The organism is Nguyenibacter vanlangensis (assembly GCF_038719015.1).
Taxonomy (GTDB): Bacteria; Pseudomonadota; Alphaproteobacteria; order Acetobacterales; family Acetobacteraceae; genus Gluconacetobacter; species Gluconacetobacter vanlangensis.
Window position 1 is genome coordinate 3,786,622 of the sequence record NZ_CP152276.1, and the last position, 26,733, is coordinate 3,813,354.

Sequence of the window (26,733 nt, forward strand, 5' to 3'; positions counted from 1 at the left end):
GCACGAAAGGGATACCCGTCATGGGCAGAATTCTGGTCGAAAAGGACGTCGAATCCGCGATATGCGGCGGGTCGATCTTCGCCTGCGGCGGCGGCGGCTGGGTCGAGCACGGGCGCATGCTCGGCACGGCGGCGGTCAATGCCGGCCAGCCGGAACTCGTGGCCCTCGACGAAATCGCCGATGACGCCATCATCGCCACCGCCGCCGCGATCGGCGCGCCGGCCGGCACCACCGACTGGCAGATGCTGGGCGTCGATTACGTCAACGCCGTGCGCCTGGTGCAGAAGGAACTGGGCGCCCCCATCTACGGGCTGATGATCGGCCAGAACGGCAAGTCCAGCACGCTGAACGCCTGGCTGCCCGGCGCGATCCTCGGCACCAAGGTGGTCGACGCCGTGGGCGACATGCGCGCCCACCCGACTGGCGACATGGGATCGATCGGCATGGCCAACTCGCCCGAAACCATGATCCAGGCGGCCGTGGGCGGCAACCGCGCGCGCAATGCCTATATCGAGATGGTCGCCAGGGGCGCCACCGCCCGCATCTCGCCGATCCTGCGCACCGCGTCCGACATGTCGGGCGGCTTCATCGCCTCCTGCCGCAATCCGCTCCCGGCCCGGTACGTGAAACGCCACGCCGCCGCCGGCGGCATCTCCCGCGCCCTCGCACTGGGCGAGGCCGTGATCGCCGCCCGGGCAAAAGGCGGCCACGCGGTCGTCGACACGATCGTCCGGGTGCTGGACGGCACGATCCTGGCCCGGGGCCGGGTGAGCCGCAAATCCGTCACCTACACGCCCGACGCCTTCGATGTCGGCACGATCACGGTCGGTCGGGGCGATTCCGCGCTGACCCTGCACGTCATGAACGAATACATGGCGGTCGACGACGCCGGCGGCACGCGCCGCGCCTCCTTCCCCGACATCATCACCACGCTGGCGCCCGACGGCTACCCGCTCAGCGTCGGCGAAATCGCCGAGGGCACGGAACTGCTCGTCCTGCACGTGGACAGGACGAAATTCCCGCTCTCCTCCTCGGTCCTCGATCCCGCCGTCTACCCGCCGGTCGAACGCGCCCTGGGCATCGACCTGGCGACCTACGCGCTGGCGCCGGCCGCGCCGTCCATGCCGACACAAGGGGACGCTCCATGACCCATCGCCATTTCGGCCTGGCCTCCGGCACCAACCTGCGCTGTCGCGGCTGGCGGCAGGAAGGATTGCTCCGCCTGCTGGAAAACGTCCTGTCGGTCGCCGAGGACCCGGACAATCTCGTGGTCTACGCCGCCCTGGGCAAGGCGGCGCGCGACTGGCCCGCGCACGACGCCATCGTGCGCGCGCTCACGACGATGGACGAGGACGAGACCCTGATCGTGCAGTCCGGCAAGCCGATCGGCCTGGTCAAGACCCATTCCCGCGCCCCGATCGTGGTGATGGCCAACTGCAACATGGTCGGCCAATGGGCCAGGGCCGAGGAATTCTACCGGCTCGAAAAACAGGGCCTGATCTGCTGGGGCGGGCTGACCGCCGGCGACTGGCAATATATCGGCTCGCAGGGCGTCATCCAGGGCACGTACGAAATCTTCCGCCGCATCGCCGACCGCCATTTCGACGGCACCCTGGCCGGACGGCTGATCCTGACCTCCGGACTGGGCGGCATGGGCGGGGCGCAGCCGCTGGCCGGGCGTCTGGCCGGGGCGGTCATCCTCTGCGTCGAGATCGACCCCGCGCGCATCGCCAGACGGATCGACAGCGGCTATCTCCAGCACCGCGCCGAAACCCTCGACGACGCGCTAGCGCTGGCCGCCGCGGCGCAGGCGCGGGGGCAGGCCTGCTCGATCGGCCTGCCCGGCAACGCCGCCGACATCTTCCCGCAGATCCTGGCGCGCGGGATCGTCCCGGACATCGTGACCGACCAGACCTCGGCCCACGACCTCGTCCACGGCTATATCCCGGCCGGCCTGACCCTGGCGCAGGCCCGGACGCTGCGCGACAGCGACCCCGACCGCCTGGCGGCCCTGTCGCTGGCCTCGATCGCCCGGCACGTCCGCGCCATGCTCGATTTCCGCGCCGCGGGCGCCGTCGTGTTCGACAACGGCAACCTGATCCGCACCCAGGCGCAAAAGGCCGGGATCGAGGACGCCTTCGACATCCCGATCTTCACCGAGGCCTATCTGCGCCCCCTGTTCGCCCGGGCGATCGGACCGTTCCGCTGGATCGCCTTGTCCAACGATCCCGGCGACATCCGCCGGATCGACGATTACCTGCTCGAAACCTTCACCGACGACCCCTCGGTGGTCAACTGGATCACGCTGGCGCGCGACCATATCCCGGTCGAGGGCCTGCCCGCGCGCATCGCCTGGCTCGGTCACCAGGCCCGCACCACGGTCGGCCTCGCGGTCAACCGCATGGTGCGCCAGGGCACGCTGTCCGGCCCCGTGGCCTTCACCCGCGACCATCTGGACGCGGGCGCCATGGCGCACCCCAACATCATGACCGAAAACATGCGGGACGGCTCGGACGCGATCGCCGACTGGCCGCTGCTCTGCGCCATGCTCGCCTGCTCGTCGCAGGCCGACCTGGTGGCGATCCATTCCGGCGGCGGCGGCTATGCCGGCTACATGACCAGCGCCGGCGTCACGCTCATCGCCGACGGCTCGGTCGAGGCGGACGAACGCCTGCGCCTGGCGCTTACCAACGACACCAGCCTCGGCGTCATGCGCTACGCCGATGCCGGCTACGACGCGGCGCGGGACGAGGCCGCGCGCCAGGGCATCCGCCACCTGGACCTCAGGCAGGGCGGATAGCGCCCGCCGCGGCCTCCCGCGCCGGCACTGTTTGGAAAAATCAAAGATATACTCTCCCGCCACGCGCGGGCGCCGACGCGCGTCATGCCTTGTCTATGCGGCCGTTTCAAGGCAACCATGTCGAAAGGACCACCATCGACCGTGCGGGGGCACGTCGATACATTCTGGGGGGAGGGCGCTGGTTGGGGTGGAGACCGTGCCGGTCGGCTGAAGTCAGGCGGGGCATCGATACGGCCGCCCTGCTCGTCGCACTCTTCGGGCTCTGCGCGCTGGCCACGCGTTTCCTGCTGTCGGACGATTCCGGCTACTCCTCGTTCTGGTCGGCGAACGCGGCCATGCTGGTCGCCCTGCTCACCCTGCGCCCGGCGCTCGCGGCGGCCGTGCTCGCGGCCTGCCTGTGCACGAATCTGCTCATCAACCAGCTCAGTGCCCTGTCCCCGCCCGAATCCGTGCTGGCCTGCATCCTCAACGTGCTGCAGGCTGTGCTGGCCGCGCCGTTCACCCGGCGCTTCTGCGGCGCAGTCACCAATCTGATGCGCCCGCGCCGCTTCGCGGCCTTCACCGTCATCGCCCTGCTGTCCGCCGCCGCCGAGGCCGCGCTGGGCGTCGCGGTCGAACGGATCTTTCTGAACGACCCCGGGGTTCCCCTCCATGAATGGGTGCAATGGGTGCTCTGCGACGCGCTGGGCCTGCTGCTCGCCACGCCGGCCGTGCTGCATCTGGTCCGCGCATCCCCGCGCCGGCCGGCCACCCGCCCGCATGTCGACACCGGCGCGCTGACCCTGCTCCTGCTCTGCGCCGCGCTGGCGGTCCTCAGCTTCGCCTGGGCCCGCTCGCCGCTCTTCCTGTTCGTCTATCCGGCATTGGCGATGCTGGCCTTCCATGCCCGGGCCGCCTGGGTCTTCACCGCGATCTTCTTCGTCTCCATCCTCGCCTCGGCGCTGACCGCGCATGGCCTGGGGCCGATCGCCCGCCTGTCGCCGGACGGCCACCTGATGCGCGAGGACATGCTGCAGCCCTATCTGTTCTCGCTGCTGCTGGTGGTGCTGCCGATCAACAACGCGGTGGGCGAGAAGCGCCGCTACACAAGCCGGCTGCTGCTGCTCAAGGCCAATCTCGAATATGCCGCGACCCATGACGCGCTGACCGCCACGATGAACCGCCAGATGTTCGAAACGGTGCTCGGCGCGCTGATCGCCCGGCATGCCTCCGGCATCGTGCTGTTCATCGACATCGACGATTTCAAAAGCATCAATGACGGCCTGGGACACCAGGCCGGCGACGAATTCCTCAAGGCGTTCGGCGCCAGGATGCGCGAACTGGTCGGGGGCCTGCACGGCAGCGTCGGCCGCTTCGGCGGCGACGAATTCGCGGCGATCGTCCCCGGGGCCTTCTCCCCGGCCGAACGCGACCACCTCTGCGCCTCCATCTCCGACGCGCTGCGCGCGCCCTACTGCTTCGCCGGGATCACGCGGTCGGTCACCGCCAGCATCGGCGCCGCCATGATCGACCCCGGCAGCGCCGGCGCCGATGATCTCATGCGCAAGGCCGACATCGCGCTCTACATGACCAAGGCATCCGGCCGCAACGGCTACACGCTCTTTGGCATGCCGCCCGCTGCCAATGCCGTCCCGCCGCCGCCCATGATCATGCTGCAATAGGGAAAGGCCCGGACTCTTCGCCAATCCTCACCCGCCCTCATCACTGGCCTGGCCGGCGATCGGCGCGGGCGCACCGATCTTCTGCCACGTCGGATCCGGATCGAAGCGGGTCATGGCGCTGCCGAGGGCCGGTGTATCCGGCCCAAGATCCTTCGCATAGATTTCGCCATCCTGGTTGACGATGAATGTCATCACGCCGGAATTTCCCCAGCGTACCGGCCACGCGACCAGCCCGAAACCGCCCAGCATCAATCCATCGGCGATATAATCATAGGCACCGCCACGTGCATGGGGCCCCTGCGCCGTCAGCACGCGAAAGAAATAGCCATGATATGGCTGGGGCTTGCCGGTCCCGCCCGGGTGATAGCCGCCCGCGTACGCCTCGGCGACCAGCGGTCCCAGCGGGCTGGGCGGCTGTCCTTCCTCCGTGGGCCAGTAAAGCCCGTCCTGCTTGCCTGGACTGCTTAAAAGTCGTTGAGCGTAGACATGCACCTTGCGGCCATCATGCAGTCCTTGGGCATACTCGTACTGCGCGTCCACGTAGGCCAGCATGACCTGCTGCGTATACAGCTCGTTCGCGCCGATACGACGATCCAGAATTTCATCGAGCCCTGCCGGGACGTCGAAGGACCAGCCGTGCTGCGAATGGGTCAGGGGAATCGGGAAAGGCCACTGATCCGCGCCGATCGATAATATCGCTGTCCCGTCATGGATGGCGATCGCGTGGCCGGCGTCGTAGGCCGCGACGAATCTGCTCTCGCCGGCCCGATCGGCCGCCGGGTCGCCCGAACTTATGGCACGCAGCCCCGCCTCGCCGAACACCGTCCTGAGTTCGTCGCGATCGTCCGCGCGCGCGCCGAGGACCAACGCCATGATCGCGGCTTCCGGCGTGGCGAAATATTCGCCCGTCGCCGCCGGAGCCGCCGCGAAAAGCGGCAGCACAAGCGGAATGATGGCAAGCCGTCGCCGCAACGATGTGCCCATCATCAACGTCCTCCTCTCCGTCCGCCGCCACCGCGCATGCCCCCGCCACGCATGCCCCCACCGCCTCCACCGCGCATGCCCCCACCACGCGCGGCACCGGCACCGGACATGCTGGCGCGGCTTGCACGGCCCTGCGCTGCCTGCGCGCGCGCGCCCGCACCGTTGCCGATGCTCTGAAAGGCCGGAGCACCCGCGGATGCCCGACGGTTCTGTGATCCGGCTCCGGAAAATCTACCTTCCCCGCCGGTGCGTGGACTATTCCGAAGCGCTTGCGCAGTGCCGCCGCCACCGGCGGGGGGGCGGATATTCGGTCGATTGCCGGCGCCCGCATTCGGGCGCTGGATCGCCCCCGCGTTCCCTCGCCTGGTCGGGGCCTGCCGATTCTGACCGATATTGGACGTCCCGGGCGCGGCGCGGCCGCGGAACGCTTCGCGTTGTGCCGAATTGGCGCCGGTGCCGGGCCGATATTGTTGGCGCACCTGCGGATTGGCATAGGCCACGCCGCGTCGGTGGTCGGGATTATGCTGCCAGTTGCCCGAGGTCACGGCGGCACCGTTCGCGCGAAAATTATTGTAGCGGTTCGCATTGATGCCGTTGAAGCGGCTTGCGTTGATATTGACGTTGCCGGCTCCCCAATTCGGTTGCCCCCAGCCCCAAAGCGAATTTGTAATGGCGATACCCGCACCGAATGCCAGTCCGGTCGCCAGGGCCGACGCCGCATATGCACCGGTCGGCGGCGGGTAATATGCCGGCGGATAGGATGGATCGGGCCAGGTGCCGTAAGCAACGTTCGGGTCGTAGGCCGGCACGTAGACTGTATCGGGCTGCGCAGGCGTGATGACATAGTTGGGCCCCTCGTGCGTGACCGTCTGCCGCGCGGTGCTCTTGAGCGTCCCGGCAGCCTCGGCACGCCCCCGCAGCGCCTGCACGGCGGCCAGGACGTCGGACTGTTGCGCCAGGAAAGCTTCACCCAGCTTCTGCGTCCAGTCGATATTCTCGCTCATTGTGTGCAGAATGTCCGGAAACGGCACCAGCGACTTCACGCTGGCGTCCCAGTCCTGTCCATCCAGCGCCCGGATCAGCGCGTCACCTTTCAAAGTCCCGTTGCCGGGTGCCCGTACCCATCGATCGGCCATCACGATCTCAAGGGGATAGGTGGACGCCGCCAGAATCTGGGTCAGCAACGCGTCCGGATAGAGCGCGATCGGCGCGACCATCTGCCGCAGTTCTTCCTTTGAAACATGCGTCGTGGCGGCGTGCGGCGCTGCGGGCGTCTGCGCCGTGACCGATTGCGCGACGACAACGGGCGGGACCAGGGTATAGAGGGCCAGGGGCACCGCCAGTACGTATGTCCATCTCGCCACGATACAGCCTCCATTGCAGGGCGCGTTCGCATCCGGCTTCATTTGGACGACATGCCTTCGACATATGTGCCGGGGTCGCCGTCGGACCCTGTCGTTGCAAACGATGGTTCCGAATTGACGGCGGTATCGCAAAAAAGATGATCCCCACGGCAATTTGCCGCAAGAATCACTTCATGGAAATGACCAGGGCGTCTCCGCCCAGACTCAGCATCAGCCCCTTCCGCTTCGCGTGGAGATGCAACACGACGCCGGAGCCGTTTTGCAGCCACATCTGCCCGGCACTCGCGGTGCCGACGGCGAAGCCGTAACGTGCCCGTCCGTAGCTGCCGGGAAATTGCTTGATGTCATGAAGGTCGAAAACCTCCCCGGTCGCATCGACCGACGAAATGCCGAACCCACCGATACCCAGGCCGCCAAAGCGGATCGGATAGGTCTTTCCGCGGAAGGTGAGGGTGCCGTTTCCGCCGCCGCCGCTTCCGATGAACGCCACCTGAAACTCATGCAGTTCGACATAGCCGTCCGGGACGCGCCCCGACGAACCGCCCTGCTGGTCGCTCGATCCTTCCGAGCATCCGCCAGGAAAAATCGCCAGGGCGGACGCGGCAAGCAGCATCCCCGGAAACACCATTCTATGCCATCGAGAGACAATCCCTGACATGACGGGTACCTTTGCAACCAGGACCGGTATGTTGCTTGAAGGAAAACCTTCCGGATGGCCAAAGCGGCCCGTGCTCGATTCGCTCATCCGGGGCAGCGGCTCAACGGGCTGCGGACCGTAAAGGTTGAAGCGGTAACAGAGGTATGAACGGACACGCGGCCGTTTCCGGGTACGACGACGATAACCGGCCATAAGGCGGAAACTCCCGCTGATCTGGCCCGCTATGATCTGGCCTGCTACAGGACGCGGCCCGTTCGGTGACGGACTTGCGGCGCGCCCAGCCTGTGTCGCGGCATGAGAGGCATCGGATGATTGGTGCATCGGATGATTGTGGCATCAGATGATTCTGGCGGCCTTCCGACATCTGTCGATATTGAGCATCGGCGGGGTGGCGGGCATCCTGTTCCCGTCTCTCATGTTCGCGGCGGAATTCGGCTATCGCTTCGGACGGCGCATCGCTTCACGGAAATCGGAAAAGAGTACGGATCTCGCGGCAAGCGCCACGTTGACGACGGGAATGATCGGCCTGCTCGCGTTTACCTTGAGCCTGTCCATAAACTTCGCGCAGGACCGCTTCGAGGCACGCCGTGATCTCGTGCTGGCCGAAGCAAACGCCATCAGCACGGCATGGCTGCGCGCGAACTTGATCGATGGCGCCGAGTCGGCTGTGCTCGCGGCGGAAATCGAAGAGTATGCCCGCGTCGCGCTCGCCTATACCACGGCGGAGTCGAATGCGGACATCCCCGGACTGGTCGAGCGGATGGGCGCCTTGCAGGCCGGCATATGGCGCTCCATGGGCATGATCGCCCGCCATGCCTCCAATCCGGTGACGATCGCGCTGGCCAGCGCGTTGAATGACATGTTCGACCTTTTCACATCGCAGCGATTTGCGTACCAAAGCCACGTGCCGACGAATATCGTGCTGATGCTTTATCTCGAGGCACTCGCGACGATCGGTGCCCTGGGCTATCAACTGGGCCTCGGCGGCGATCGGCACATCGTCCTGACCACGTTGCTGCTGATGATGTGGTCAGGCGGCATGATCCTGATCATGGATCTGAATCAGCCGCGCATAGGAAGCATTCGCGCCGATGCCTCGCCGCTGATATGGACGATCCGGGGATTCGGCGGCCCGGCCCAGATGCACTGACCGGATGCGCTGACGGGATAAGACCGCTCCTCATTCTCGATGCCTGCCGAAAATCGCCGAAAGCAGGTACCCCCAACCCGAAAGCCCGATAAGCTGTCGAGAATCTTCACGACCGGGATCTGCCCTAGATCGGCGGCGCCTTCGCCCAGGGATAGCCGGCGCGCGCGCGCCGGTAGCCGTAACTGAACAATGCCCGCATATAGCCCTGGTCGAACGGCCTTGGCAGCTTCATGTCGAAGTCGGGGCCGATATAGGCCAGATTGAAATCGATATTGTCGCGCCGGGTCGTGTTGTACAGCCGCATGACGTCATTGATCCCGCTGGCCGTGATCATCGTGGATATCGCCCGTCCGGCGATGCCCAGCGTGCTCCGTTCCGTCGCCGCCCATTCGGGGTCCAGACGACCGTTGCGGATGACATAGGCGGTCGCCGCGACCACGGGCTGACCGGCGGCCATGCGCTGGCGCCGCAGCCGTGTCAGCGCGGCTGGGTACAAGAATGCCTGTGCGAAGGCGCCGCCGTCCACATGCATCTCCTGATAAGGCCGGCCGTCCAGGACGACGTCGAACATGGTCGGCGGAAACGCGCCGGGCACCGCGGCGGACGCCAGCAGGATGCGACGGATCGTGTTCAATGCCCGGGGGTGTCCGCTTGCGGCAATGGCGCCGATATTCCAGATCACCGGCTGCTGGGCGTCGAGGTCGGTGGTCCCGACGAAGAGCAGCCGCCCATCGGCGTAGCCGCGTGCCAGCGCCGCCAGCATGTCCGCGTTCAGGTATCGCGAGATGGTCCGGAACAGCGGGGCATTGTCGCTCATCGCGTCGTTGAACAGCGCGGCGGTGAAGAAGCGCCGCAAAAGCACGTGGGATGGCGTCAGTTCGGTATAGACGGCGCGCAATTGCGGATCATAGCCGGATCCCAGATAGGCGAACGGCGCGGTCAGCGCCCCGGTGCTGACGCCCGTCACAAGCTGGAATACCGGTCGCGTGCCCTGGTCGGACCAGCCGCACAGCACGCCCGCGCCGAAGGCGCCGTTTTCTCCGCCGCCCGATACCGCCAGCAATTGCAGCGCGGGCAGCAACGTACCCGGCACCAGGCCGCCCGTCCGCCGCATGCGCTCCAGGGCCGCCAAGACCTCGGCTTCCATGGGCTCCGTCCCGTAGAACGGGAAGAAACGCTCGTTCGGTACGCCCAGCACGCTGGCCTGGCGCGTCCGGGCCAGCGGTACGGCCGGCCCCCGCATCGGCAGGCTGCATCCGGTCAACAGGGCGGCCACGCCGCCGCCGGCGGCAAGGCCCAAAACTCTCCGACGTGCTGTCGACCCCGGCGCGTGAAGATCCGGACCGTATCCCATGGCCATTCTCGTTCGCGCTCACACCCTTCGGCATGTCCGCGGGCGGCGGCACACAAACCGGTTCGGTCTCTGCAAGACGTATGGATGTGGAAAAGTTTCCGATAATTATATCGTGTGGGCGTCACGACGGCTCGACGCTGCTCCGGCGTTGCAACCCATCGCCTACGCGTCTCGGCCCATGTCGCCGCTTCGCATGGTGATCGGCCGGTCCACCATCAGGATCGACGCCAGCCCGGCCATGACCAGCGCCGCGGCGCACATATACCACGCAACGTCGAACCGTCCCGTATACGACACAATGTACCCGGTCACGATCGGGGCGAGAAGACCGAGCGAATTGCTGAAAAGAGAAACCGAAATTACCAGAAAAATCGGCGTCATGGTGTGAAAACGCGGCAACAGGCCGATCATCACTGCCCCGCCGAGGCAGCCGGCCACGGCGCAGAGATAGAATAAGGCGGTGCTGGTTCCCGATCCGGCCACGTCGATGCGCAGAGCAAATCCGATTCTCAAGCACTGTTCTTTCCGAAACAAAACTCTTAATGACTGCCCCGCTGCGCGCCATCGGACAACGCGCCGTGATCGCGGACCGAAATCGTCGTCCCGGCAACCGCCAGGCCGCACGGGCTCGCCGGATCGCGCGGAAACAGCAGCAGCGCGATCAGCCCGCTCCAGCCGGTCTGATGCGATGCGCCCAACCCGGCTCCCGTCTCGCCATGGTAATATTCATGGAACAGCAGATGGTCGCGAAAATGCGGGTCGCTCCGCAACAGGGCGCTGCCGCCCAGGGCAGGACGGCCGCCGTCTTCCGCCGGCGCATACAAGGCGGCCAGCCGGTCCCGCAGATCGTCGGCGACTGCCGCCAGGCTCGCCTGGCGGCCCGACCCGACCGGAAACTCCACCTTGAAATCATCGCCGTAATAGCGGTGGAATTCATACAGCGAGTCGATCAGCAGGTAATTGACCGGCATCCAGACCGGCCCGCGCCAGTTGGAATTGCCGCCGAACACGCCCGAACGCGATTCACCCGGCTCGTATTCGACGCGATAGGTCTGGTCGCGATGCGTAAAGACGAACGGATGCGCCTGATGATATTTCGACAGCGACCGCACGCCGTAATCGGACAGGAACTCCGCCTCGTCCAGCGCCCGGCGCAGCAGCGCCTTCAGCCGATGCCCGCGCAGCAGCGACAGCAGGTATTCGGCGCCCTTGCCCGGCTCCTGCCAGCGCGAGATCAGCGCGGCCAGGTCCGGATGGTGCCTCACGAACCAGCGGGCCCGCTTTGTGAAATCCGGTAGCTGGATATCCGAGCCGGGCCGCAGGATCTCCACCGCGAACAGCGGGATCAACCCCACCATCGACCGCAGCCGCAGCGGCACCCGCGCGTCCGAAAGATCCAGCACGTCGTAATAGAATTCGTCCTCCGGGTCCCACAACCCGCACCCATCGCCGCAGACCCGCTCCATGGCATAGGCGATATAGAGGAAATGCTCGAAGAATTTCGTCGCGATGTCCTCATAGACCGCGTCGCCATGCGCCAGTTCCAGCGCGATGCGCAGCAGGTTCAGCGTATACATCGCCATCCAGGACGTACCGTCGGCCTGGCTCAGCATGCCGCCGGTCGGCAGCGGCCGCGACCGGTCGAACACGCCGATATTGTCCAGGCCCAGGAAACCGCCCTGGAAGATATTGCGCCCGCCGGCGTCCTTGCGGTTCACCCACCAGGTGAAATTCAGCATCAGCTTGTGGAAGATCCGCTCCAGGAAAGCAACATCCCCCTTTCCGGTCATCGCCTTGTCGATCTGATAGACGCGCCAGGCCGCCCGCGCATGCACCGGCGGATTGACGTCGCCGAACGCCCATTCATAGGCCGGCAACTGGCCGTTGGGATGCATGTACCATTCACGCGTCAGCAGAATCAGTTGCGCCTTGGCGAAATCCGGGTCGATCAGCGCGAAGGTGATGCAGTGAAACGCCAGGTCCCAGGACGCATACCACGGAAATTCCCATTTATCCGGCATCGAGATGACATCGTAATTGTCGACATGCCGCCACTCGGCATTGCGTCCGTTCACCCGGTCGCGGGGCGGTTCCGGCTGAGTCGGATCGCCCGTCTGCCACGCCGAAACATTGAAATAATAGAACTGCTTCGACCACAGCATGCCGGCGAAGGCGGCGCGCTGCACGGCCCGATGCCCCGAATCGGCAACATCCTGCTGCAGGACGGCATAGAATTCATCCGCCTCGGCGCGCCGGTCGTCGAACACACGATCGAAATCGGCGAAGGGCGCTCCCTCGGTCCCCGCCGGCCGCAGGCGCAGCCGCACGCGCGCGCTGCCGCCCGGCGGCAGCACCAGCCGATGCAGCATGGCGCATTTGCTGCCCACCCCTTCCGGATTGACGGCCGCCCGCTCGCCATGGACGACATAATCGTTGATTCCGTCCTTGAAGTAACCAGACGCCTCCATGCCGAAGATCCGGCGGAAATTCGTCTCGTTCTCGCAGAACAGGATCTCCGGTGCCCCGTCGGCATACAGGCGCAGTGCGGGAAAGAGCGGATGCGCCGTCTCCACGACATCCTCCGCCACCTTCCGGATCCGCGCACGCGCGATCTCGGTCGTCCAGCTCCACATGTTGCGCGCCCAGAATTGCGGCAGCAGATGCAGCACGGCTTCCTCAGGCCCCCGATTGACCACGGTGACGCACATCAGCGTGTCGTCCACATCCGCCTTGCCGTATTCGACGGTCACGTCGAAATAGCGCCCCTCGTCGAAAACGCCCGTGTCGACGATCTCGAATTCAGGATCACCTTGTCCGCGCCTGCGATTTTCCTCGACCAGTTGCGCATAGGGAAACGCGGCCTGAGGATATTTGTACAGCATCCGCATATAGGAATGGGTCGGCGTGCCATCCTGGTAATACCACAGCTCCTTGACATCCTCGCCATGGTTGCCCTCGGCATTGGTCAGGCCGAACATCCGTTCCTTCAGGATCGGATCACGCCCGTTCCACAGCGCCAGCCCCAGGCACCAGCGCAAATGGTCGTCCCCCCAGCCGGCAATGCCGTCCTCCCCCCAGCGATAGGCCCTGCTGCGCGCGTGATCATGCGGGAAATAATCCCAGGCCGTGCCGCCGGCGCTGTAATCCTCGCGCACCGTTCCCCATTGACGCTCGCTCAGATAGGGCCCCCAGCGCCGCCACGGCGCGCCCTCGGCAATGCGCGCCAGGCGGCGCCCCTCCGTGGTCTCGAACAGAGTGCGGCGTGGGGGGATCGCATCCATCATCGTCGGTCGAGCCTCACGGGTTGCGCGCCTCGGCCAGCATCCGCTCGATGCGGATCAGCTCGCCCAGCGACCAGGCCTGGAAAGGGCAGCCGCCCGGCACATGCGGCGGATCGCCGTCCGCGACCTCCGACACATGGCCCAGTCCAGCCGTCTCGAGATGCGCCTGCAACGGCGCCAGGAACCGCGCGCGCGCCTCCGCCCGGGCGGCCGGCCCCGCGCCGCGCACCCGCAGCCACGCCTCCACGAACGGCCCCATCAGCCAGGGCCAGACGGTTCCCTGGTGATAGGCCGCATCCCGCGCCGCCGGATCGCCGCGATAATGCGGCCGGTATTGCGGATCGTCCGGCGCCAGCGAGCGCAGCCCCAGCGGCGTCAGCAGCGCCCGTTCCACCAGGGCGACGACGCCACGCGCCAGATCGCCCTCCACCACGGGGCAAGGCAGCCCGCCCACCGCCAGGATCTGGTTCGGGCGGACGCACCCATCCGTCGCGCCGGGCCGATGGTCGGCATCGACCACGTCGAACAGCCCCCCGCTGGCCGGGTCGGGAAACCGCGCGGCGAAGGCCGCCCGCGCCGCCCGCTCGACCGGCGCCCAGCGCGCCGACCACCGCCCGGCAATGAACAGGGCATTGATCCACAGCGCCTGGATCTCCACCGGCTTGCCGATGCGCGGCGTCACCGGCCGGTCGCCGATCCGCGCATCCATCCAGGTCAACTGGCTGCCCGGCACGCCGGCACGGACCAGCCCGTCGGCATCGCAGCCGATCCCGTGCCGCGTCCCGCGCAGATAGCCATCCAGGATCGCCTCCACCGCGGCGGCCAGCACGGCTGCGTCGCGCGGCGCATGGCCGGCCGCCGCCGCCGCATCCAGGAAATCCCCGACCGCAACGACGAACCACAGCGACGCGTCCACCGCATTGAATTCGGCGACATCCCCCGCGTCGGTAAAGCGGTTGGGCAGCATGCCGCCATCCACCAGCCCCGCCCACAGGCACAGCAGCGCATCCGCCTCCTCCAGCCGCCCGGTCGCCAGCAACAGCCCCCGCATCGCGACGAAGCTGTCACGCCCCCAGTCGGTGAACCAGGGAAACCCGGCCAGGATCGTCCGGCCCCCACCCCGCCCGACCACATAGCTCGCGGCCGCCACCCCATGCGGATCCGCCGCCCCCGCACGCCGCGCGCGCTCGGCACGGGCCAACCCCTCCGCCCGTTCCGCCGCTCCCTCCTGGGCCGCGGCCGGACCCGCCGCATCCTGCCCGCCCTCCGCCTGCAGGATCAGCACCGCCATGCCGTCCGTCGGCGCGAAGGTGAACCGCCCCGGCGACGCCAGGTCCTCGACATCGTCCAGCCCGCGCGCCTGCTCCGCCCGATAGAGGAAATTCCGGTACCACACCGGCTCCGGCTGATACGCGCCGTTGCCCGCCGCGACGATCGCCGGCAGCGCGGCATAAGGCCGCCAGACGACGCACCCCTCCCGCACCGCGCTGCCCAGCGCGCAGACCGGATTCTCCCGGTGCAGCGCGTGATAATCGCGGCCCGAGAGCAGCGGCCGCACATGCAGCCGCCACGGGCCCACCCCCTCCTTGTCCAACCCCGCCGTGCCTGTCCACGCCGCGCAGGTCCACGCCGCGCAGGTCCAGCGCAGCACGGTCTCCGCCGTGTCGCGCGCCACGAACAACTCCTGGCCGATCGCGGTGCCGTCCGGCAGCACGAAATCCCAGCGCGGCCACGGCACGCGCGCAAAGCCGGCCAGATGCGCCGCGCCGTCGGGAAACACCACATCCGGCAGATAAAGCTGGGTGCTCAGCGGATAGGTGCCGGACGGCGTCTCCATCCAGACATCCAGCCCGTTCACCAGCACGACACGCCCGCCCGGCGGCCGGGTCGCGGCCAGCAGCAGCGCGTGATAGCGGCGCGTGCGCGCCCCGCCCACCGTCCCCGACGCGAAACCGCCCCGGCCGTCCGCCTCCAGCCACTCTGCGTCGCGCTCCATGATCGCCCGCACTCCCGCATGGGACATGCAGGACATCCCCGGCATCGAAACCAGGCAAGCCCCTCCCGGCCGAAATCACGATCTATTGCTCCTGGCGCCCCACATTGACCGCGCGCGCGAAATACGCTGAATTCCCCGGCGCATCGCCGGTCGAGGACCCATGGCCCAACCCAATTCCGCCGCCCCGCCCGCCCCCCAGCCTGCCATCGCGGTGCGGAACGTGACCAAGACCTACGCGTCCGGCTTCCAGGCCCTGTCCGACGTCACCCTGGACATCCGCCCCGGCGAGATCTTCGCCCTGCTCGGCCCCAACGGCGCGGGCAAGACGACGCTGATCAGCATCATCTGCGGCATCGTCACGGCCACCGGGGGCACTATCCGGGCCAACGGCCACGACATCGCCCGCGACTACCGCGCGGCACGGCGCCAGATCGGCCTGGTGCCGCAGGAACTCAGCACCGATGCGTTCGAAACCGTGCTCGCCACCGTCCGCTTCAGCCGCGGCCTGTTCGGCCGGCCCGCCGATCCCGCCTATATCGAGAAGATCCTGCGCGACCTGTCGCTGTGGGACAAGCGCGACAGCAGGATCGTGACCCTGTCGGGCGGCATGAAACGCCGGGTGATGATCGCCAAGGCCCTGTCGCACGAACCGCGCATCCTGTTCCTCGACGAACCCACGGCCGGCGTCGACGTCGAACTGCGCCGCGACATGTGGCAGATGGTGCGCGCCCTGCGCGACACCGGCGTCACCATCATCCTGACCACCCATTATATCGAGGAAGCCGAGGAAATGGCCGACCGGATCGGGGTGATCAACAAGGGACGGATCATCCTGGTCGAGGAAAAATCCCGCCTGATGCACAAGCTGGGCAAGACCCAGCTCGTGCTCCGGATGCAGGCCCCGCTGGCCGAATGTCCCGCCGCCCTCGATGCGTGGCAATTGGAATGCACGGCCGGCGGCACCGAACTGGTCTACACCTACGACGCGCAGGCCGCCGATACCGGCGTGGCCGCCCTGATGCGGCAGATCGACGCGCTGGGACTCGAAATCCGCAACCTGCAGACCCGGCAAAGCTCTCTGGAAGACATCTTCGTCAGCCTGGTGCGGAGCGAATCATGAATCTTCATGCCATCGGCGCCATCTACCGGTTCGAGATGAGCCGTACCTGGCGCACCCTGCTGCAGAGCATCGTCTCGCCCGTCCTCTCCACGACCCTCTATTTCGTGGTCTTCGGCGCGGCGATGGGGGCCCATATGCGCATGATCGACGGCGTCGCCTACGGGGCCTTCATCGTGCCGGGCCTCGTCATGCTCTCGCTGCTGACGCAAAGCATCATGAACGCCTCCTTCGGCATCTATTTCCCGAAATTCCTCGGCACGATCTACGAGGTCCTGTCCGCTCCGGTCTCGCCCCTGGAAATCGTGATCGGCTATGTCGGGGCGGCCGCCAGCAAATCGCTGATGCTGGGCCTCATCATCCTGGCGACCGCCCGGCTGTTCGTGCCCTTCGGCATCGCCCACCCGCTGCCGATGGCGGCCTTCCTGGTCCTGACCGCCGTGACCTTCAGCCTGTTCGGCTTCATCATCGGCATCTGGGCCGATAATTTCGAGAAGCTGAACCTGGTCCCCATGCTGATCGTCACCCCCCTGACCTTCCTGGGCGGCAGCTTCTATTCGATCGGCATGCTCCCGCCCGCCTGGCGGACCGTGACCCTGTTCAACCCCGTCGTCTATCTCATCAGCGGCTTCCGCTGGAGCTTCTACGGCATATCCGAAATCGCGGTAGGGATCAGCCTGGGCATGACGCTCCTCTTCATGGCGCTCTGCCTGGCCACGATCTGGTGGATCTTCAAGACGGGCTACCGCCTGAAACGCTGAACGCTGAACGCTGAACGCTGAACGCTGAACGCCGGGGGGCCGGGCAGGGCAGGGGGCTACCCCTACCGCCCCGGCCCCGGATCGCCCCGCACATTGACATGCAGAGCGTACAGCGAATGCGTCGCCGCCATGAACAGGCGATTGCCCCGCACGCCGCCGAAGCACAGATTGGCGCATCGCTCCGGCAGCGGAATATGGCCCAGCCGCACGCCCGCCGGCGTAAAGACCGTCACGCCGCCCCGCTCCGCCGCCCCAGCCGCACCACAGACGCCCCTCCGCGTCACAGCGCAGCCCATCGGCCAGTTCTCCGTCCCCGGCCGTGACCAGCACCGATTTGCGGACGATGGCGCAACGCCCGTCATCCAGCACGCAGGCCCAGATCCGGTTGGGCTCCGCCCCGGTCTCGATGACGTACAGGATCGTCTCGTCCGGCGAGAAGCACAGCCCGTTGGGATTGGCGAAATCCGCGCAGGCCAGATGAATCCCGCCCGCCGGATCGATGCGGTACAGGTTGGTCGTCGCCTCGGCCGCCGCCCCGCAGCCGCCTTCATACACGCTGCGCAACCCGTAATCCGGATCGGTGAACCAGACCGATCCGTCCGACGCGCACACCACGTCGTTGGGCGAATTCAGCCGCCCGCCCCCGACCCCGGCACGCGCGGCCAGCACGGTGATCGTCCCGTCATGCTCGGTGCGCGTCACCCGCCGCGTCTCATGCTCGCACGTCACCAGCCGCCCCCGCCGGTCGCGGCTATGGCCGTTGGCGAAATGCGACGGCGCGCGAAAGACCGATACCGCCCCGTTCTCCGCGCACCAGCGCATGACCCGGTTGTTCGGGATGTCGCTCCACAGCAGGAACCGCCCGTCGCCGAACCACACCGGTCCCTCCGCCCAGGCCATCCCGCCGGCCAGCCGCACGACCGGGCTGTCGGGCGGCACCAGCGCCGCGAACGCCACCGCATCGCCGCCCGTCATCGTTCCAACTCGCCGTCCATGCGCGCGCCCGGCAGATGGCGGGGGCGATAGGCCACCACCCCGGCCACCAGCACGGTACCCACCAGTACGCTGCTCTCGATGGCCTGGACCAGGCCATGCGTGGCGCTGAACCACGGAATCCAGAATCCCGCCAGCCCCTGGCCCAGCGCCGCGACGGCATAGCTCGTGCCCATGCCCAGCGACCGGCTGTCGGACGCGAAACGCTGCGACAGGTAATGCGGCACCAGCGCGAACACGCTGTTGCCGAACGCCCCGACCACGAACGCGCTCGCCAGCATCGCCTCCATGGTGCGCGCGGTGACGAACGGCACGATCACCAGCATCGTCACGATGAAATAGGCACCGAACACCACGCGTTCGCCCAGCCGGCCGGCCAGCGCGCCGCACAGCGGCTTGCCCAGCAACGACCCCACGCAATAGGCCGCGATCAGCGGAAAGACCTGCCCCGGCGTCAGGTGGCGCACCGTCCGCAGCAAGGTCGGATAGAAACTGTACAGCGCGGCATTCTGGAACTGCAGCACCGCCATGAACACCAGCGCCTGCACCGCCGCGCCGTCCAGCCGGAACATCCAGCGCCGCGGCGCGGCATGCCGTGTCGGGGAAGATGCCCGCGCGGCCTGCAATTTCAGCCAGACCGGGCTCTCCGCCACGTTGCGGCGGATAAAGATCGCCAGCAGCGCCGGCGCGATCCCGATCAGGAACAGCCCCCGCCATCCCCAGCGCGGCAGGATGACCGCCTGCGCCGCGGCCGCGGCAAAGAACCCGCACTCATATCCCGCCATCATGATGGACGACGCCAGCGACCGCGCGCGCGGCGGCACGCTTTCCATCAGCAGCGCGGCCGACGCGGTCCATTCGCCGCCGAAACCGATGCCGAACAGGAACTGCACCACCACCATCGCGGCATAGCTCCAGGCCAGCGCCGTCATGCCGGAAAACACCGCGAACCAGATCACCCCGATCATGAAGGTCAGCTTGCGGCCATAGCGGTCGGCCAGCCAGCCCCAGCCGGTATTGCCGAGAATCCGCCCGACGCTCTGGGCGGTGATGATCAGCCCCATCGCCGTCAGGCCGGCATTCAGGCTGCGTCCCATGTCCGGCAGGCACAGCAGCAGGGCCACCTGGTCGAACGCATCCAGAAACCAGCCCAGAAATGCCGCGATCGTCACCCGCCAGTACGGCATCAGCAATCGCACGGGACTCGCAAGCGTCTCATCCGCGTCCAGCGCGGACGGTATGGCGGTGCCTTGTGTCAGCACGTCTTGTTCTCCTGTCGCCAGGTTTTTCGTTATTCTTTATTCTTGCGCCGGAGTCCTGTATCGGATCTCGGCATCGGTCCGGCATCTGGCGTGGCTCCAGATGTACGGGCCGGTCCGGCGATCCGACAACAGCAATTCGTTCCACCGCACGTCACGATATGGTGCATCGCCCATAATATGGGTTCGCCGGCCGCCGATATCCCCCGAGCATCCCAGGATCGTTCCCGAACCATTCCCAAGCCATCTCAGGATCGCGCCCTGGTCCGCGCCGCGCGAATATGCTTACGATTCCGCATGAGCAACGATATGCCGATCACCCGCCTGACCGTTCCCCCGCTGCACGCCGTCACCCGCGACCTGGCCGCGACCGCCGGCGGCGGCAGGGCGCCCGACCTGGTCATCACCGGCGCGCGCGTCCTGTCGACCTATTCCGACCGGATCCTGTCCGACCGCGAGATCTGGATCGCCCACGGCCGCATCGCCGCCGTCAAGCCCGCCGGAAGCTGGCGACGCCTCGCCGCCGCCCCCGCGCAGCTTTACGACGCGCGCGGCGGCCTGCTGGCGCCCGGCCTGGTCGATCCGCACCTGCATATCGAAAGCAGCATGATGACGGCCTGCGCCTATGCCGAGGCCGCCTTGCTCAACGGCACCACCACGATCTTCTGCGACAGCCATGAAATCGGCAATGTCGCCGACGTGGCCGGCATCGAATGGATGCTGCAGGATGCGCGCCAGGCGCCGCTGAACATCTTCCTCACCGTGCCCAGCACCGTCCCCGCCACCGATCCCGCATTCGAAACCGCGGGCGGCGACCTCACCCCCGCCAAGATCGGCGCGCTGTTCGACAATTGGCCCGAGGCCGTGGCGCTGGGCGAGAAGATGGATTTCGTGCCGCTCTGCCTGGGCGATTCGCGCAGCCACGCCGTGGTGGCCGAGGCCCTGAAACGCGGCCGGCCGGTCAGCGGCCATGTCTATGGGCGCGAATTCGTCGCCGCCTATGCCGCCTCCGGCGTCACCGACACGCATGAGGCCGTCACGCGCGAGATCGCCGACGACCTGATCGAGGCCGGCATCTGGGTCTTCCTGCGCGGCGGCCCGCCGACCACGCCCTGGCATTCGCTCCCCGCCGCGATCCGCGCCGTGACCGAATGGGGCGCCAGCCCCAAGCGCGTCTGCGTCTGCACCGACGACCGCGATGCCGACGATCTGTTCCTCTTCGGCCAGGACTGGGTGGTGCGCCAGGCCATCGCCGCCGGCATCCCCCCGGCCCAGGCCTGGAGCATGGGTTCGCTCAATCCCGCGACCCGCTTCGGCATGGATGGCGAATTCGGCGGCCTGGGCGGCGGTCGGCGGGCCGACATCGTGCTGCTCGATGACGACCGGCAGGTCCGCAACACCTGGTACGGCGGCGCCCTGCTGGTCGAGGACCGCAAGGTCACGCCCATCCTGGACCGGCAACTTTCCCACGGGCGCTATCGCTATCCCCCGGCGGCCTACCGGACGATGCGCCTGGGTCCGCTCGCCGACCTCACGCCGCCCCTGCCGCGCGACCCCGTCACCGCCAACGTCATCCGGATCGGCCGGCCCGGCGACATCGCCCTACTGCACGAACGGATCGACCTGGCGCCGGCCCCGGACTGGCGGACCCATCTCGATGCCCATGATCTCTGTTTCGTCACCGTGCTGGAACGCCACGGCCGGCACGGCCACGCGGCGCACGGGCTGCTCCAGGGGTTCGGCCTGACCGACGGCGCGGTGGCCAGCAGCGTGGGGCACGACGCGCACAACGTCATCGTCGCCGGCCGCGACCCGGCGGACATGCGCCTCGCGGTCGAAACCATCCGCGACGCGGGCGGCGGCGTGGTCGTGGTGGCGCAGGGGCGGGTCCAGGCCCTGGTGAAGCTGCCCGTCGCGGGCCTGCTGTCGGACGAACGCGCCACCGTGGTGGCCGAACAGACACGGCGGCTGAAACAGGCGTGGAGCGCCCTGGGCTGCCGCATGCCCTATATGGGCTTCAACCTGATCCCGCTCTCCGTCGTGCCGGATATCCGCCTGACCGATCGCGGCCTGATCACCGTGCCGGCCATGCGGCAGGTCCCGCTCTTCGAGACGGCCTGACCCCCGCCGCCGGTTTGGGGCGGCGCGCGCGGCCCGTCGCCGAAACGGCAACAGCCCGTGCGCGTCTTTGTGTTGGATTTTCCGTTACGTATCCGTCATTTTCTGCCCGCCGCGCCCAGGCGTGCAACTATGCCGCGCTCACCCATGACGCGCGCAATCACGACGAAAGAATAGTCCGAAGCATGTTCCAGACCGCACCGCCGCCCGACCGCCCCCGCCGCCTCCCGCTCGTCCTTGGCGCCCTGTTGCTCGCCGCGACGGCGGGCGCCGCCCGGGCCGAACCCCGCAAGGTGATCCTCGATGATGACGGATTCAGCCTGGCGCAATGGCTGGTCATCAAGGCCCCCGAGACGCAGGTGCTCGGCGTCGCCACCGTCAGCGGCGACGTCTGGCAGAAAGAGGCCACCGCCAACGCCCTGCGCGGCGTCGAAATCGCCGGCCGCCCCGACATCCCGGTCGTGCCCGGGGCCACCGACCCGCTGCTGAATTCCGAGGCTCTGACCGAACGGTGGGAAAGCCTCTACGGCAAGCTGGTCTGGAAAGGCGCCTGGATGAAGCACTGGGTCGAACCGACCACCCAGGCCCTGCCGCCCTATCACGGGCCGGACGTCGTGCCCGACCTGCCGCTCGGCAATCCCGTGAAACAGCCCTCGGCCGAACGCGCCGCCGATTTCATGATCCGCATGGTCCATCGCTATCCGGGCCAGGTCAGCATCATCGAAACCGGCCCCTTCACCAACCTCGCGCTCGCCCAGCGTCTGGACCCCGCATTCGCCGGCCTGGCGAAGGAACTGGTCTATATGGGCGGCAGCCTCAACCCCCGCCAGACCCGCACCGATGCCGTCGCCGCGCAGTTCGCGCGCGAATTCGTCAATTCCCCCCGGCGCGAATTCAATATCCGCTTCGACCCCGAGGCCGCCAGCATCGTGCTGCGCGCCCCCTGGCGGCATATCGTCATGGTCCCCGCCGACCCCGCGACCGACACCGAACTCACGCCCGACCTCATCAAACGCCTCGGCGCCGCCGACACGCCGGTCGCCCACGCCCTGCGCACCCGTCCCGCCGGCTTCCCGCTATGGGACGAAATCGCCACCCTCGTCTGGCTCGATCCGTCCCTGATCGTAAAGAAGACCGAATTGTTCATCGACGCCAACAGCCAGTTCGGCCCCGGCTACGGCGACATCCTGTCCTGGACCCCCGGCTACGAACCCGGCCTCGGCGAACGGAAGAACATCGTGGTCCAGAAAGTGGACGTCCCCCGGCTCGAAGCCGAAATGACCACCCTCGTCGCCCGCCCCCAGCCTCCGGTCAGCGGCCGGCCCCTCCCGTGACGGGGGGCATAAAAGGACTCTTCTTTTGTCTTCCGAAAAAGAAGCAAAAAGACTTTTATTAGTTATGGAGTTCGGTGTGCGTTCGGGCACACCGGACTCCAAACAATCAAGGTTTTTTCGGTATTCAAAAGATCATATCTTGGTCGAACTTCGGCGGATGTTTCGTCCTTGTCGAAACCAGGGCGCTCAGCGCGGGCCGGAATCAGGTCGGCGATGGTCTGGACGATGACCATGGTTACGACAGTGGCGGAGGTTTCGCCTCATTGTGACCGGAGGCACCATCCGTGCGGGCAGGGCTGGAAGGGCTGTATGCGTTCGAATTGCTGCCGAAAAGTTCCGTGACGATTTCCTTGTCAAGCGTCTCTTGAGGGTTTTCGCCACTGGGCGGCGTTATCAGGTCGGTCGTGGATGCGGATTCCGTGACGGCAGATGCCGTTGAACCCGTCGATGTGGGGGTCCATCCCATGCTGGTTTCTTTGGCAGCATAGATAGCATCGGGCCGCTCGCCATCGAACGCGCTTTGTGGATCGACAAGAGAACTGCTGACCCATTCGCCGGCCCGTGGAGAGGCCGTCAAATCGTAAGAGAACGCATAATTTGTTTCAGAACCCGCGGTAGTTTGTGTCGTGGTTTCCGTGATGTTTATGGAAAGGGAAGACGTGCCGTCCACGCTTGCCAGATTTGCAATTACATTATTTTTGTTGATTTCATACAGAGCCGTTTGCAGGTCCGATGCATCGGGCGGTAGAGAACTGGTGGCTGCCTGCTCTGCTTCGTTTGCGATCGTGCTGTTGGCAATGCTGTCAACAAAATTCTGCTCCAACCCGATCAGTCTGGAACTGTATGAGTTTGGATTGAGCAGATCCGTCTCGTCGAGAGAAAAATCGGATTCCTGTTCAAGAGTATGGGCGGCTCCATAGGCGGCAATTTTTTCTTCGTCGCTGCTGGATGAACTGTTGATGACGGCAGCGGCCGCATCGAAAATTTTTGCTATGGTATTCAAACCATCGTCGTCGTTGTTCCCGGCATAATCCAATGCCTGTTGCGCTTCGTTCGACAAATCGATCGAATCGCCGTCAGCCTTCATGGTCGTTTCGGAAGAGTCTTCAGTATAATATCTTTTATTATAATTCCCAACCCCGCCATCTTGGTCCGACCCGGCCGGTATTTGTGTCCATGAACCGGACCACGAAAGATTTGTGGTCGTGATGTTTGTCATGATTGCGATATCCTCACAAGTGCGATCTATCGAATTTTTATAATGATTTTATGGAAAATAAAGGATCGAAATATGATGCTGCTTCAACAGGCCCCGATGCCTCTGCCGCGCATTGGGGTATTGTTGTCGAATTGGAAGGATATATTGGATATGCATAATAATTAGGATAGTAATAATCAAATGGTGCTATGCTGTATAGGTATGAAAATTTAGCCTCGAATGAACACCCGTAACCGAGGTTTGTCGACGACATGGCTGTGATAACAATATCGACACTCGTCTGGGGTTGACCCGTTCCCGATACGGCCATGAGCGTTTGTCCGTTTTCTATGGTAGAGTTCGTAATTTGAGGAGAAAATGTCGATGATGAGCTAACGATTTGTATTGTTACGGCACTAGATGATCCATTGTACACACTCATATTTCCCACCGTTTGGTTTTGGGCATGTGCACAAAATGGAATGATGGAAAAAAATATTCCAAAAATGGCCAAAATTGACGTTCTCGTATCGGCATATATTTGCAAATTCATTCAATCGGCCTTTGAAAAAGAAGGTAATCCAGTGGAAATTACGCTATCAAAGGCCAAGAGGTTCACCAAGGCGATGTTTTCTAAAATTTAATTTTATCACAGCCTTCCAAATATGTGCACCTTCGAAGGGAAAGACATGGTCGCAGCAGCCAGCACCTCATCCGAAAACCAGCGAAGGCTCGCGCAGCCTGCCCGGCCAAATTCCCACGTTGCCCGTAAGTTAAGACGGGCCAGAGCAGATCCAGCCCAAACAGAATCGTTGGAACGGGTGAAGATGCTCGATAAAATAACAACATAGAGTATTTCCGCTGAACCGGTGTTCAACGGAAATACTCTAGTGTCCTGCCCGAGAAATTCTTATGAGAATTTCTCGGGCCAGCAGGCCACTAAAATATTGATTCTAGTGTCCTTTCGATTCCAAAATTCGCTTGCGAATTTCGGAATCAGGACACTAGATATCGAACGGCGCGTTGTCGATCACGTTCTTCATCACGAAGAACGTGCGCGTCTGCCGCACGCTCGGCAGCGCGATCAGTTTCGCAGCGTGCAGGCGGTTGAAATCCGCCATGTCACGCACCCGGATCTTCAGGAAATAATCGAAATCCCCGGCGACCAGATGGCAATCCAGGATCGCCGGAATCTCCCGCGCCGCCCGCTCGAACGCCGCGAAACTTTCCGGCGTCGAACGGTCCAGCACCACGCCGACGACCACCAGCGCCCCCAGATCCACCTTGTCCGGGTCCAGCACCGCCCGCACCGTGCGGATATAACCCGCCTCGACCAGCCTCTGCGTGCGCCTGTGACAGGTCGCGGCGCTGACATTCACGGCCTGGGCAAGGTCGGCATTGGCCATCCGCCCATCCGCCTGCAATAGCCGCAGGATCTTGCGATCGATCTTGTCCAGCCCATCCGCCATGAAAGATCATTCCACCAGACAACGTTATAACGGACACTCATACCGTATTTGCGCCATGCATGAAAGCAAGGCCAAAAATCCAGCCCGACTTGGAAAGCACCCACCGCGATCGGAATGATAGGCTCCATGCCGGTTCCACCGCACGAGGTTCGTCATGCTGTCCCGCTTCGCCCGTTATCCGCTGACCTTCGGTCCCACCCATATCCAGCACCTGCCGCGCCTGACCGAATATCTCGGTGGCGACGTCCAGATCTATGCCAAGCGCGAGGACTGCAATTCCGGGCTCGCCTTCGGCGGCAACAAGCTGCGCAAGCTGGAATATATCGTCCCCGACGCGATCGCCTCGGGTGCCGACACGCTGGTCTCCATTGGCGGGGTGCAATCCAACCACACCCGCCTGGTCGCGGCGGTCGCGGCCAAGATCGGCATGAAATGCCACGTGATCCAGGAAAGCTGGGTGCCGCATGACGACGCGGTCTATGACCGGGTGGGCAATATCCTGCTGACCCGCCTGATGGGCGCCGAGGCGCAACTGGTCGATGAAGGCTTCGATATCGGCATCCGCGACAGTTGGCTGCGCGCGTTGGACGAGGTCCGCGCCAGGGGCGGCAAGCCCTATCCCATTCCGGCCGGCGCATCGGTCCATAAATTCGGCGGCCTGGGCTATGTCGGCTTCGCCGAGGAAGTCCGCGCCCAGGAAGCCGAGATGGGCATCACGTTCGACTATGTCATCGTCTGCAGCGTCACCGGCTCGACCCACGCGGGCATGGTGGTGGGCTTCGCCGCCGACGGCCGGGCCCGCAACGTCATCGGTATAGACGCCTCCTTCACCCCGGCCCAGACCAGGGCCCAGATCCTCGACATCGCGCAGAAGACCGCCGCCCTCGTCGAAGCCCGCCCGATCGTCGAAGACGACATCACGCTGATCACGGACTACGCCTACCCCGCCTACGGCGTCCCCTCCCGCGAAACGATCGAGGCCATCCGCCTCTCCGCCCGGCTCGAAGCCATGATCACCGACCCGGTCTACGAAGGCAAATCGATGCAGGGCCTGATCGACCTGGTGCGGAAGGGCACCTTCCCCAAGGGCGCGAACATCCTCTACGCCCATCTCGGCGGCGCCCCCGCGCTGAACGGCTACAGCTACACGTTCCGCAACGGATAGTGTCCCGGCTGCGAAATCCGCGCGCAAAAGCCCCCGGCAATCGCTCCAGAGTTGGAGAAAGGATCGCAGAG

Annotated in this window: 19 protein-coding genes and 2 pseudogenes; 9 read left to right on the forward strand and 12 right to left on the reverse strand. The window is 65.6% G+C overall.

What is annotated here, in order from left to right; translation table 11 throughout:
• Window positions 1–20: 20 nt before the first annotated feature.
• The 3 genes from AAC691_RS17635 (at window position 21) to AAC691_RS17645 (ending at window position 4,461) form a co-directional block, all read left to right on the forward strand.
• Entirely contained in the window at window positions 21–1,148 is a 1,128-nt protein-coding gene (locus AAC691_RS17635) for a DUF917 family protein (RefSeq protein WP_342627874.1), read from the forward strand.
• Window positions 1,145–2,800, forward strand: a complete 1,656-nt coding sequence (locus AAC691_RS17640) for a urocanate hydratase (RefSeq protein WP_342627875.1) — start codon at window positions 1,145–1,147, stop codon at window positions 2,798–2,800. The genes AAC691_RS17635 and AAC691_RS17640 overlap by 4 nt, the downstream gene beginning before the upstream one ends.
• Window positions 2,801–2,982: 182 nt before the next feature.
• Window positions 2,983–4,461 (forward strand): diguanylate cyclase domain-containing protein, encoded by a 1,479-nt coding sequence (locus AAC691_RS17645; protein WP_342627876.1) that lies wholly within the window; start codon window positions 2,983–2,985, stop codon window positions 4,459–4,461.
• Between the two features lie 27 nt (window positions 4,462–4,488).
• On the opposite strand, the gene AAC691_RS17650 is transcribed toward AAC691_RS17645, so the two are convergent.
• The 3 genes from AAC691_RS17650 to AAC691_RS17660 all read right to left on the reverse strand — a co-directional run bounded on the left by AAC691_RS17650 (window position 4,489) and on the right by AAC691_RS17660 (window position 7,554).
• Complete coding sequence (locus tag AAC691_RS17650; RefSeq protein ID WP_342627877.1) at window positions 4,489–5,448, reverse strand: DUF2950 domain-containing protein; 960 nt, start codon at window positions 5,446–5,448, stop codon at window positions 4,489–4,491.
• Complete coding sequence (locus tag AAC691_RS17655; RefSeq protein WP_342627878.1) at window positions 5,448–6,809, reverse strand: DUF3300 domain-containing protein; 1,362 nt, start codon at window positions 6,807–6,809, stop codon at window positions 5,448–5,450. Before AAC691_RS17655 ends, AAC691_RS17650 begins: the two co-directional genes overlap by 1 nt.
• A 166-nt stretch (window positions 6,810–6,975) precedes the next feature.
• On the reverse strand, window positions 6,976–7,554 hold the full coding sequence (locus AAC691_RS17660; protein ID WP_342627879.1) for a hypothetical protein: 579 nt from the start codon (window positions 7,552–7,554) through the stop codon (window positions 6,976–6,978).
• A 253-nt stretch (window positions 7,555–7,807) separates the two neighbouring features.
• Here AAC691_RS17660 and AAC691_RS17665 point away from each other — a divergent pair, with 253 nt between their 5' ends.
• Window positions 7,808–8,617, forward strand: a complete 810-nt coding sequence (locus AAC691_RS17665) for a hypothetical protein (protein ID WP_342627880.1) — start codon at window positions 7,808–7,810, stop codon at window positions 8,615–8,617.
• A 124-nt stretch (window positions 8,618–8,741) separates the two neighbouring features.
• On the opposite strand, the gene AAC691_RS17670 is transcribed toward AAC691_RS17665, so the two are convergent.
• The 4 genes and pseudogenes from AAC691_RS17670 to AAC691_RS17685 all read right to left on the reverse strand — a co-directional run bounded on the left by AAC691_RS17670 (window position 8,742) and on the right by AAC691_RS17685 (window position 15,275).
• Window positions 8,742–9,917, reverse strand: coding sequence for a patatin-like phospholipase family protein (locus AAC691_RS17670; protein WP_342627881.1), 1,176 nt, complete (start codon window positions 9,915–9,917; stop codon window positions 8,742–8,744).
• A gap of 216 nt (window positions 9,918–10,133) precedes the next feature.
• Window positions 10,134–10,409: pseudogene (locus tag AAC691_RS17675) on the reverse strand (MFS transporter); the annotation flags it as partial.
• 101 nt (window positions 10,410–10,510) lie between these two features.
• Window positions 10,511–13,255, reverse strand: coding sequence for an MGH1-like glycoside hydrolase domain-containing protein (locus AAC691_RS17680; RefSeq protein WP_342627882.1), 2,745 nt, complete (start codon window positions 13,253–13,255; stop codon window positions 10,511–10,513).
• 13 nt (window positions 13,256–13,268) lie between these two features.
• Window positions 13,269–15,275, reverse strand: coding sequence for an amylo-alpha-1,6-glucosidase (locus AAC691_RS17685; protein WP_342627883.1), 2,007 nt, complete (start codon window positions 15,273–15,275; stop codon window positions 13,269–13,271).
• 133 nt (window positions 15,276–15,408) lie between these two features.
• Between AAC691_RS17685 and AAC691_RS17690 the strand changes: the two genes are divergently transcribed.
• Both AAC691_RS17690 and AAC691_RS17695 read left to right on the forward strand, forming a co-directional pair.
• Window positions 15,409–16,368: an ABC transporter ATP-binding protein gene (locus AAC691_RS17690; protein ID WP_342627884.1), complete on the forward strand. Its 960-nt coding sequence runs from the start codon at window positions 15,409–15,411 to the stop codon at window positions 16,366–16,368.
• Window positions 16,365–17,126 carry an ABC transporter permease gene (locus AAC691_RS17695; protein ID WP_323989816.1) on the forward strand — a complete coding sequence of 254 codons (762 nt, stop codon included), beginning with the start codon at window positions 16,365–16,367 and terminating at the stop codon, window positions 17,124–17,126. The genes AAC691_RS17690 and AAC691_RS17695 overlap by 4 nt, the downstream gene beginning before the upstream one ends.
• A 62-nt stretch (window positions 17,127–17,188) precedes the next feature.
• Here AAC691_RS17695 and AAC691_RS22365 read toward each other — a convergent pair whose 3' ends face one another.
• From AAC691_RS22365 to AAC691_RS17705, 3 genes and pseudogenes are all read right to left on the reverse strand, one after another.
• On the reverse strand, window positions 17,189–17,359 hold the full coding sequence (locus tag AAC691_RS22365) for a hypothetical protein (protein WP_408906012.1): 171 nt from the start codon (window positions 17,357–17,359) through the stop codon (window positions 17,189–17,191).
• A 22-nt stretch (window positions 17,360–17,381) separates the two neighbouring features.
• Window positions 17,382–18,101, reverse strand: a pseudogene (locus AAC691_RS22370) (SMP-30/gluconolactonase/LRE family protein); the annotation flags it as partial.
• Entirely contained in the window at window positions 18,098–19,381 is a 1,284-nt protein-coding gene (locus AAC691_RS17705) for an MFS transporter (protein ID WP_342627886.1), read from the reverse strand. The pseudogene AAC691_RS22370 and the gene AAC691_RS17705, both read right to left, overlap by 4 nt.
• 294 nt (window positions 19,382–19,675) lie before the next feature.
• Here AAC691_RS17705 and AAC691_RS17710 point away from each other — a divergent pair, with 294 nt between their 5' ends.
• Together AAC691_RS17710 and AAC691_RS17715 are read left to right on the forward strand one after the other, a co-directional pair.
• Complete coding sequence (locus AAC691_RS17710; protein ID WP_342627887.1) at window positions 19,676–21,499, forward strand: adenine deaminase C-terminal domain-containing protein; 1,824 nt, start codon at window positions 19,676–19,678, stop codon at window positions 21,497–21,499.
• Between the two features lie 182 nt (window positions 21,500–21,681).
• The gene (locus tag AAC691_RS17715) at window positions 21,682–22,830 is read left to right on the forward strand and encodes a nucleoside hydrolase (protein WP_342627888.1); all 1,149 of its coding nucleotides are present in this window, start codon (window positions 21,682–21,684) and stop codon (window positions 22,828–22,830) included.
• Between the two features lie 235 nt (window positions 22,831–23,065).
• Here AAC691_RS17715 and AAC691_RS17720 read toward each other — a convergent pair whose 3' ends face one another.
• On the reverse strand, window positions 23,066–24,049 hold the full coding sequence (locus AAC691_RS17720; RefSeq protein ID WP_342627889.1) for a hypothetical protein: 984 nt from the start codon (window positions 24,047–24,049) through the stop codon (window positions 23,066–23,068).
• 983 nt (window positions 24,050–25,032) lie between these two features.
• A complete protein-coding gene (locus tag AAC691_RS17725) occupies window positions 25,033–25,497 on the reverse strand; it encodes an Lrp/AsnC family transcriptional regulator (protein WP_176639720.1) in 465 nt (154 codons plus the stop codon).
• A gap of 154 nt (window positions 25,498–25,651) precedes the next feature.
• On the opposite strand from AAC691_RS17725, the gene AAC691_RS17730 reads away from it, so the two are divergent.
• On the forward strand, window positions 25,652–26,662 hold the full coding sequence (locus AAC691_RS17730; RefSeq protein ID WP_342627890.1) for a 1-aminocyclopropane-1-carboxylate deaminase: 1,011 nt from the start codon (window positions 25,652–25,654) through the stop codon (window positions 26,660–26,662).
• Window positions 26,663–26,733: the final 71 nt, after the last annotated feature.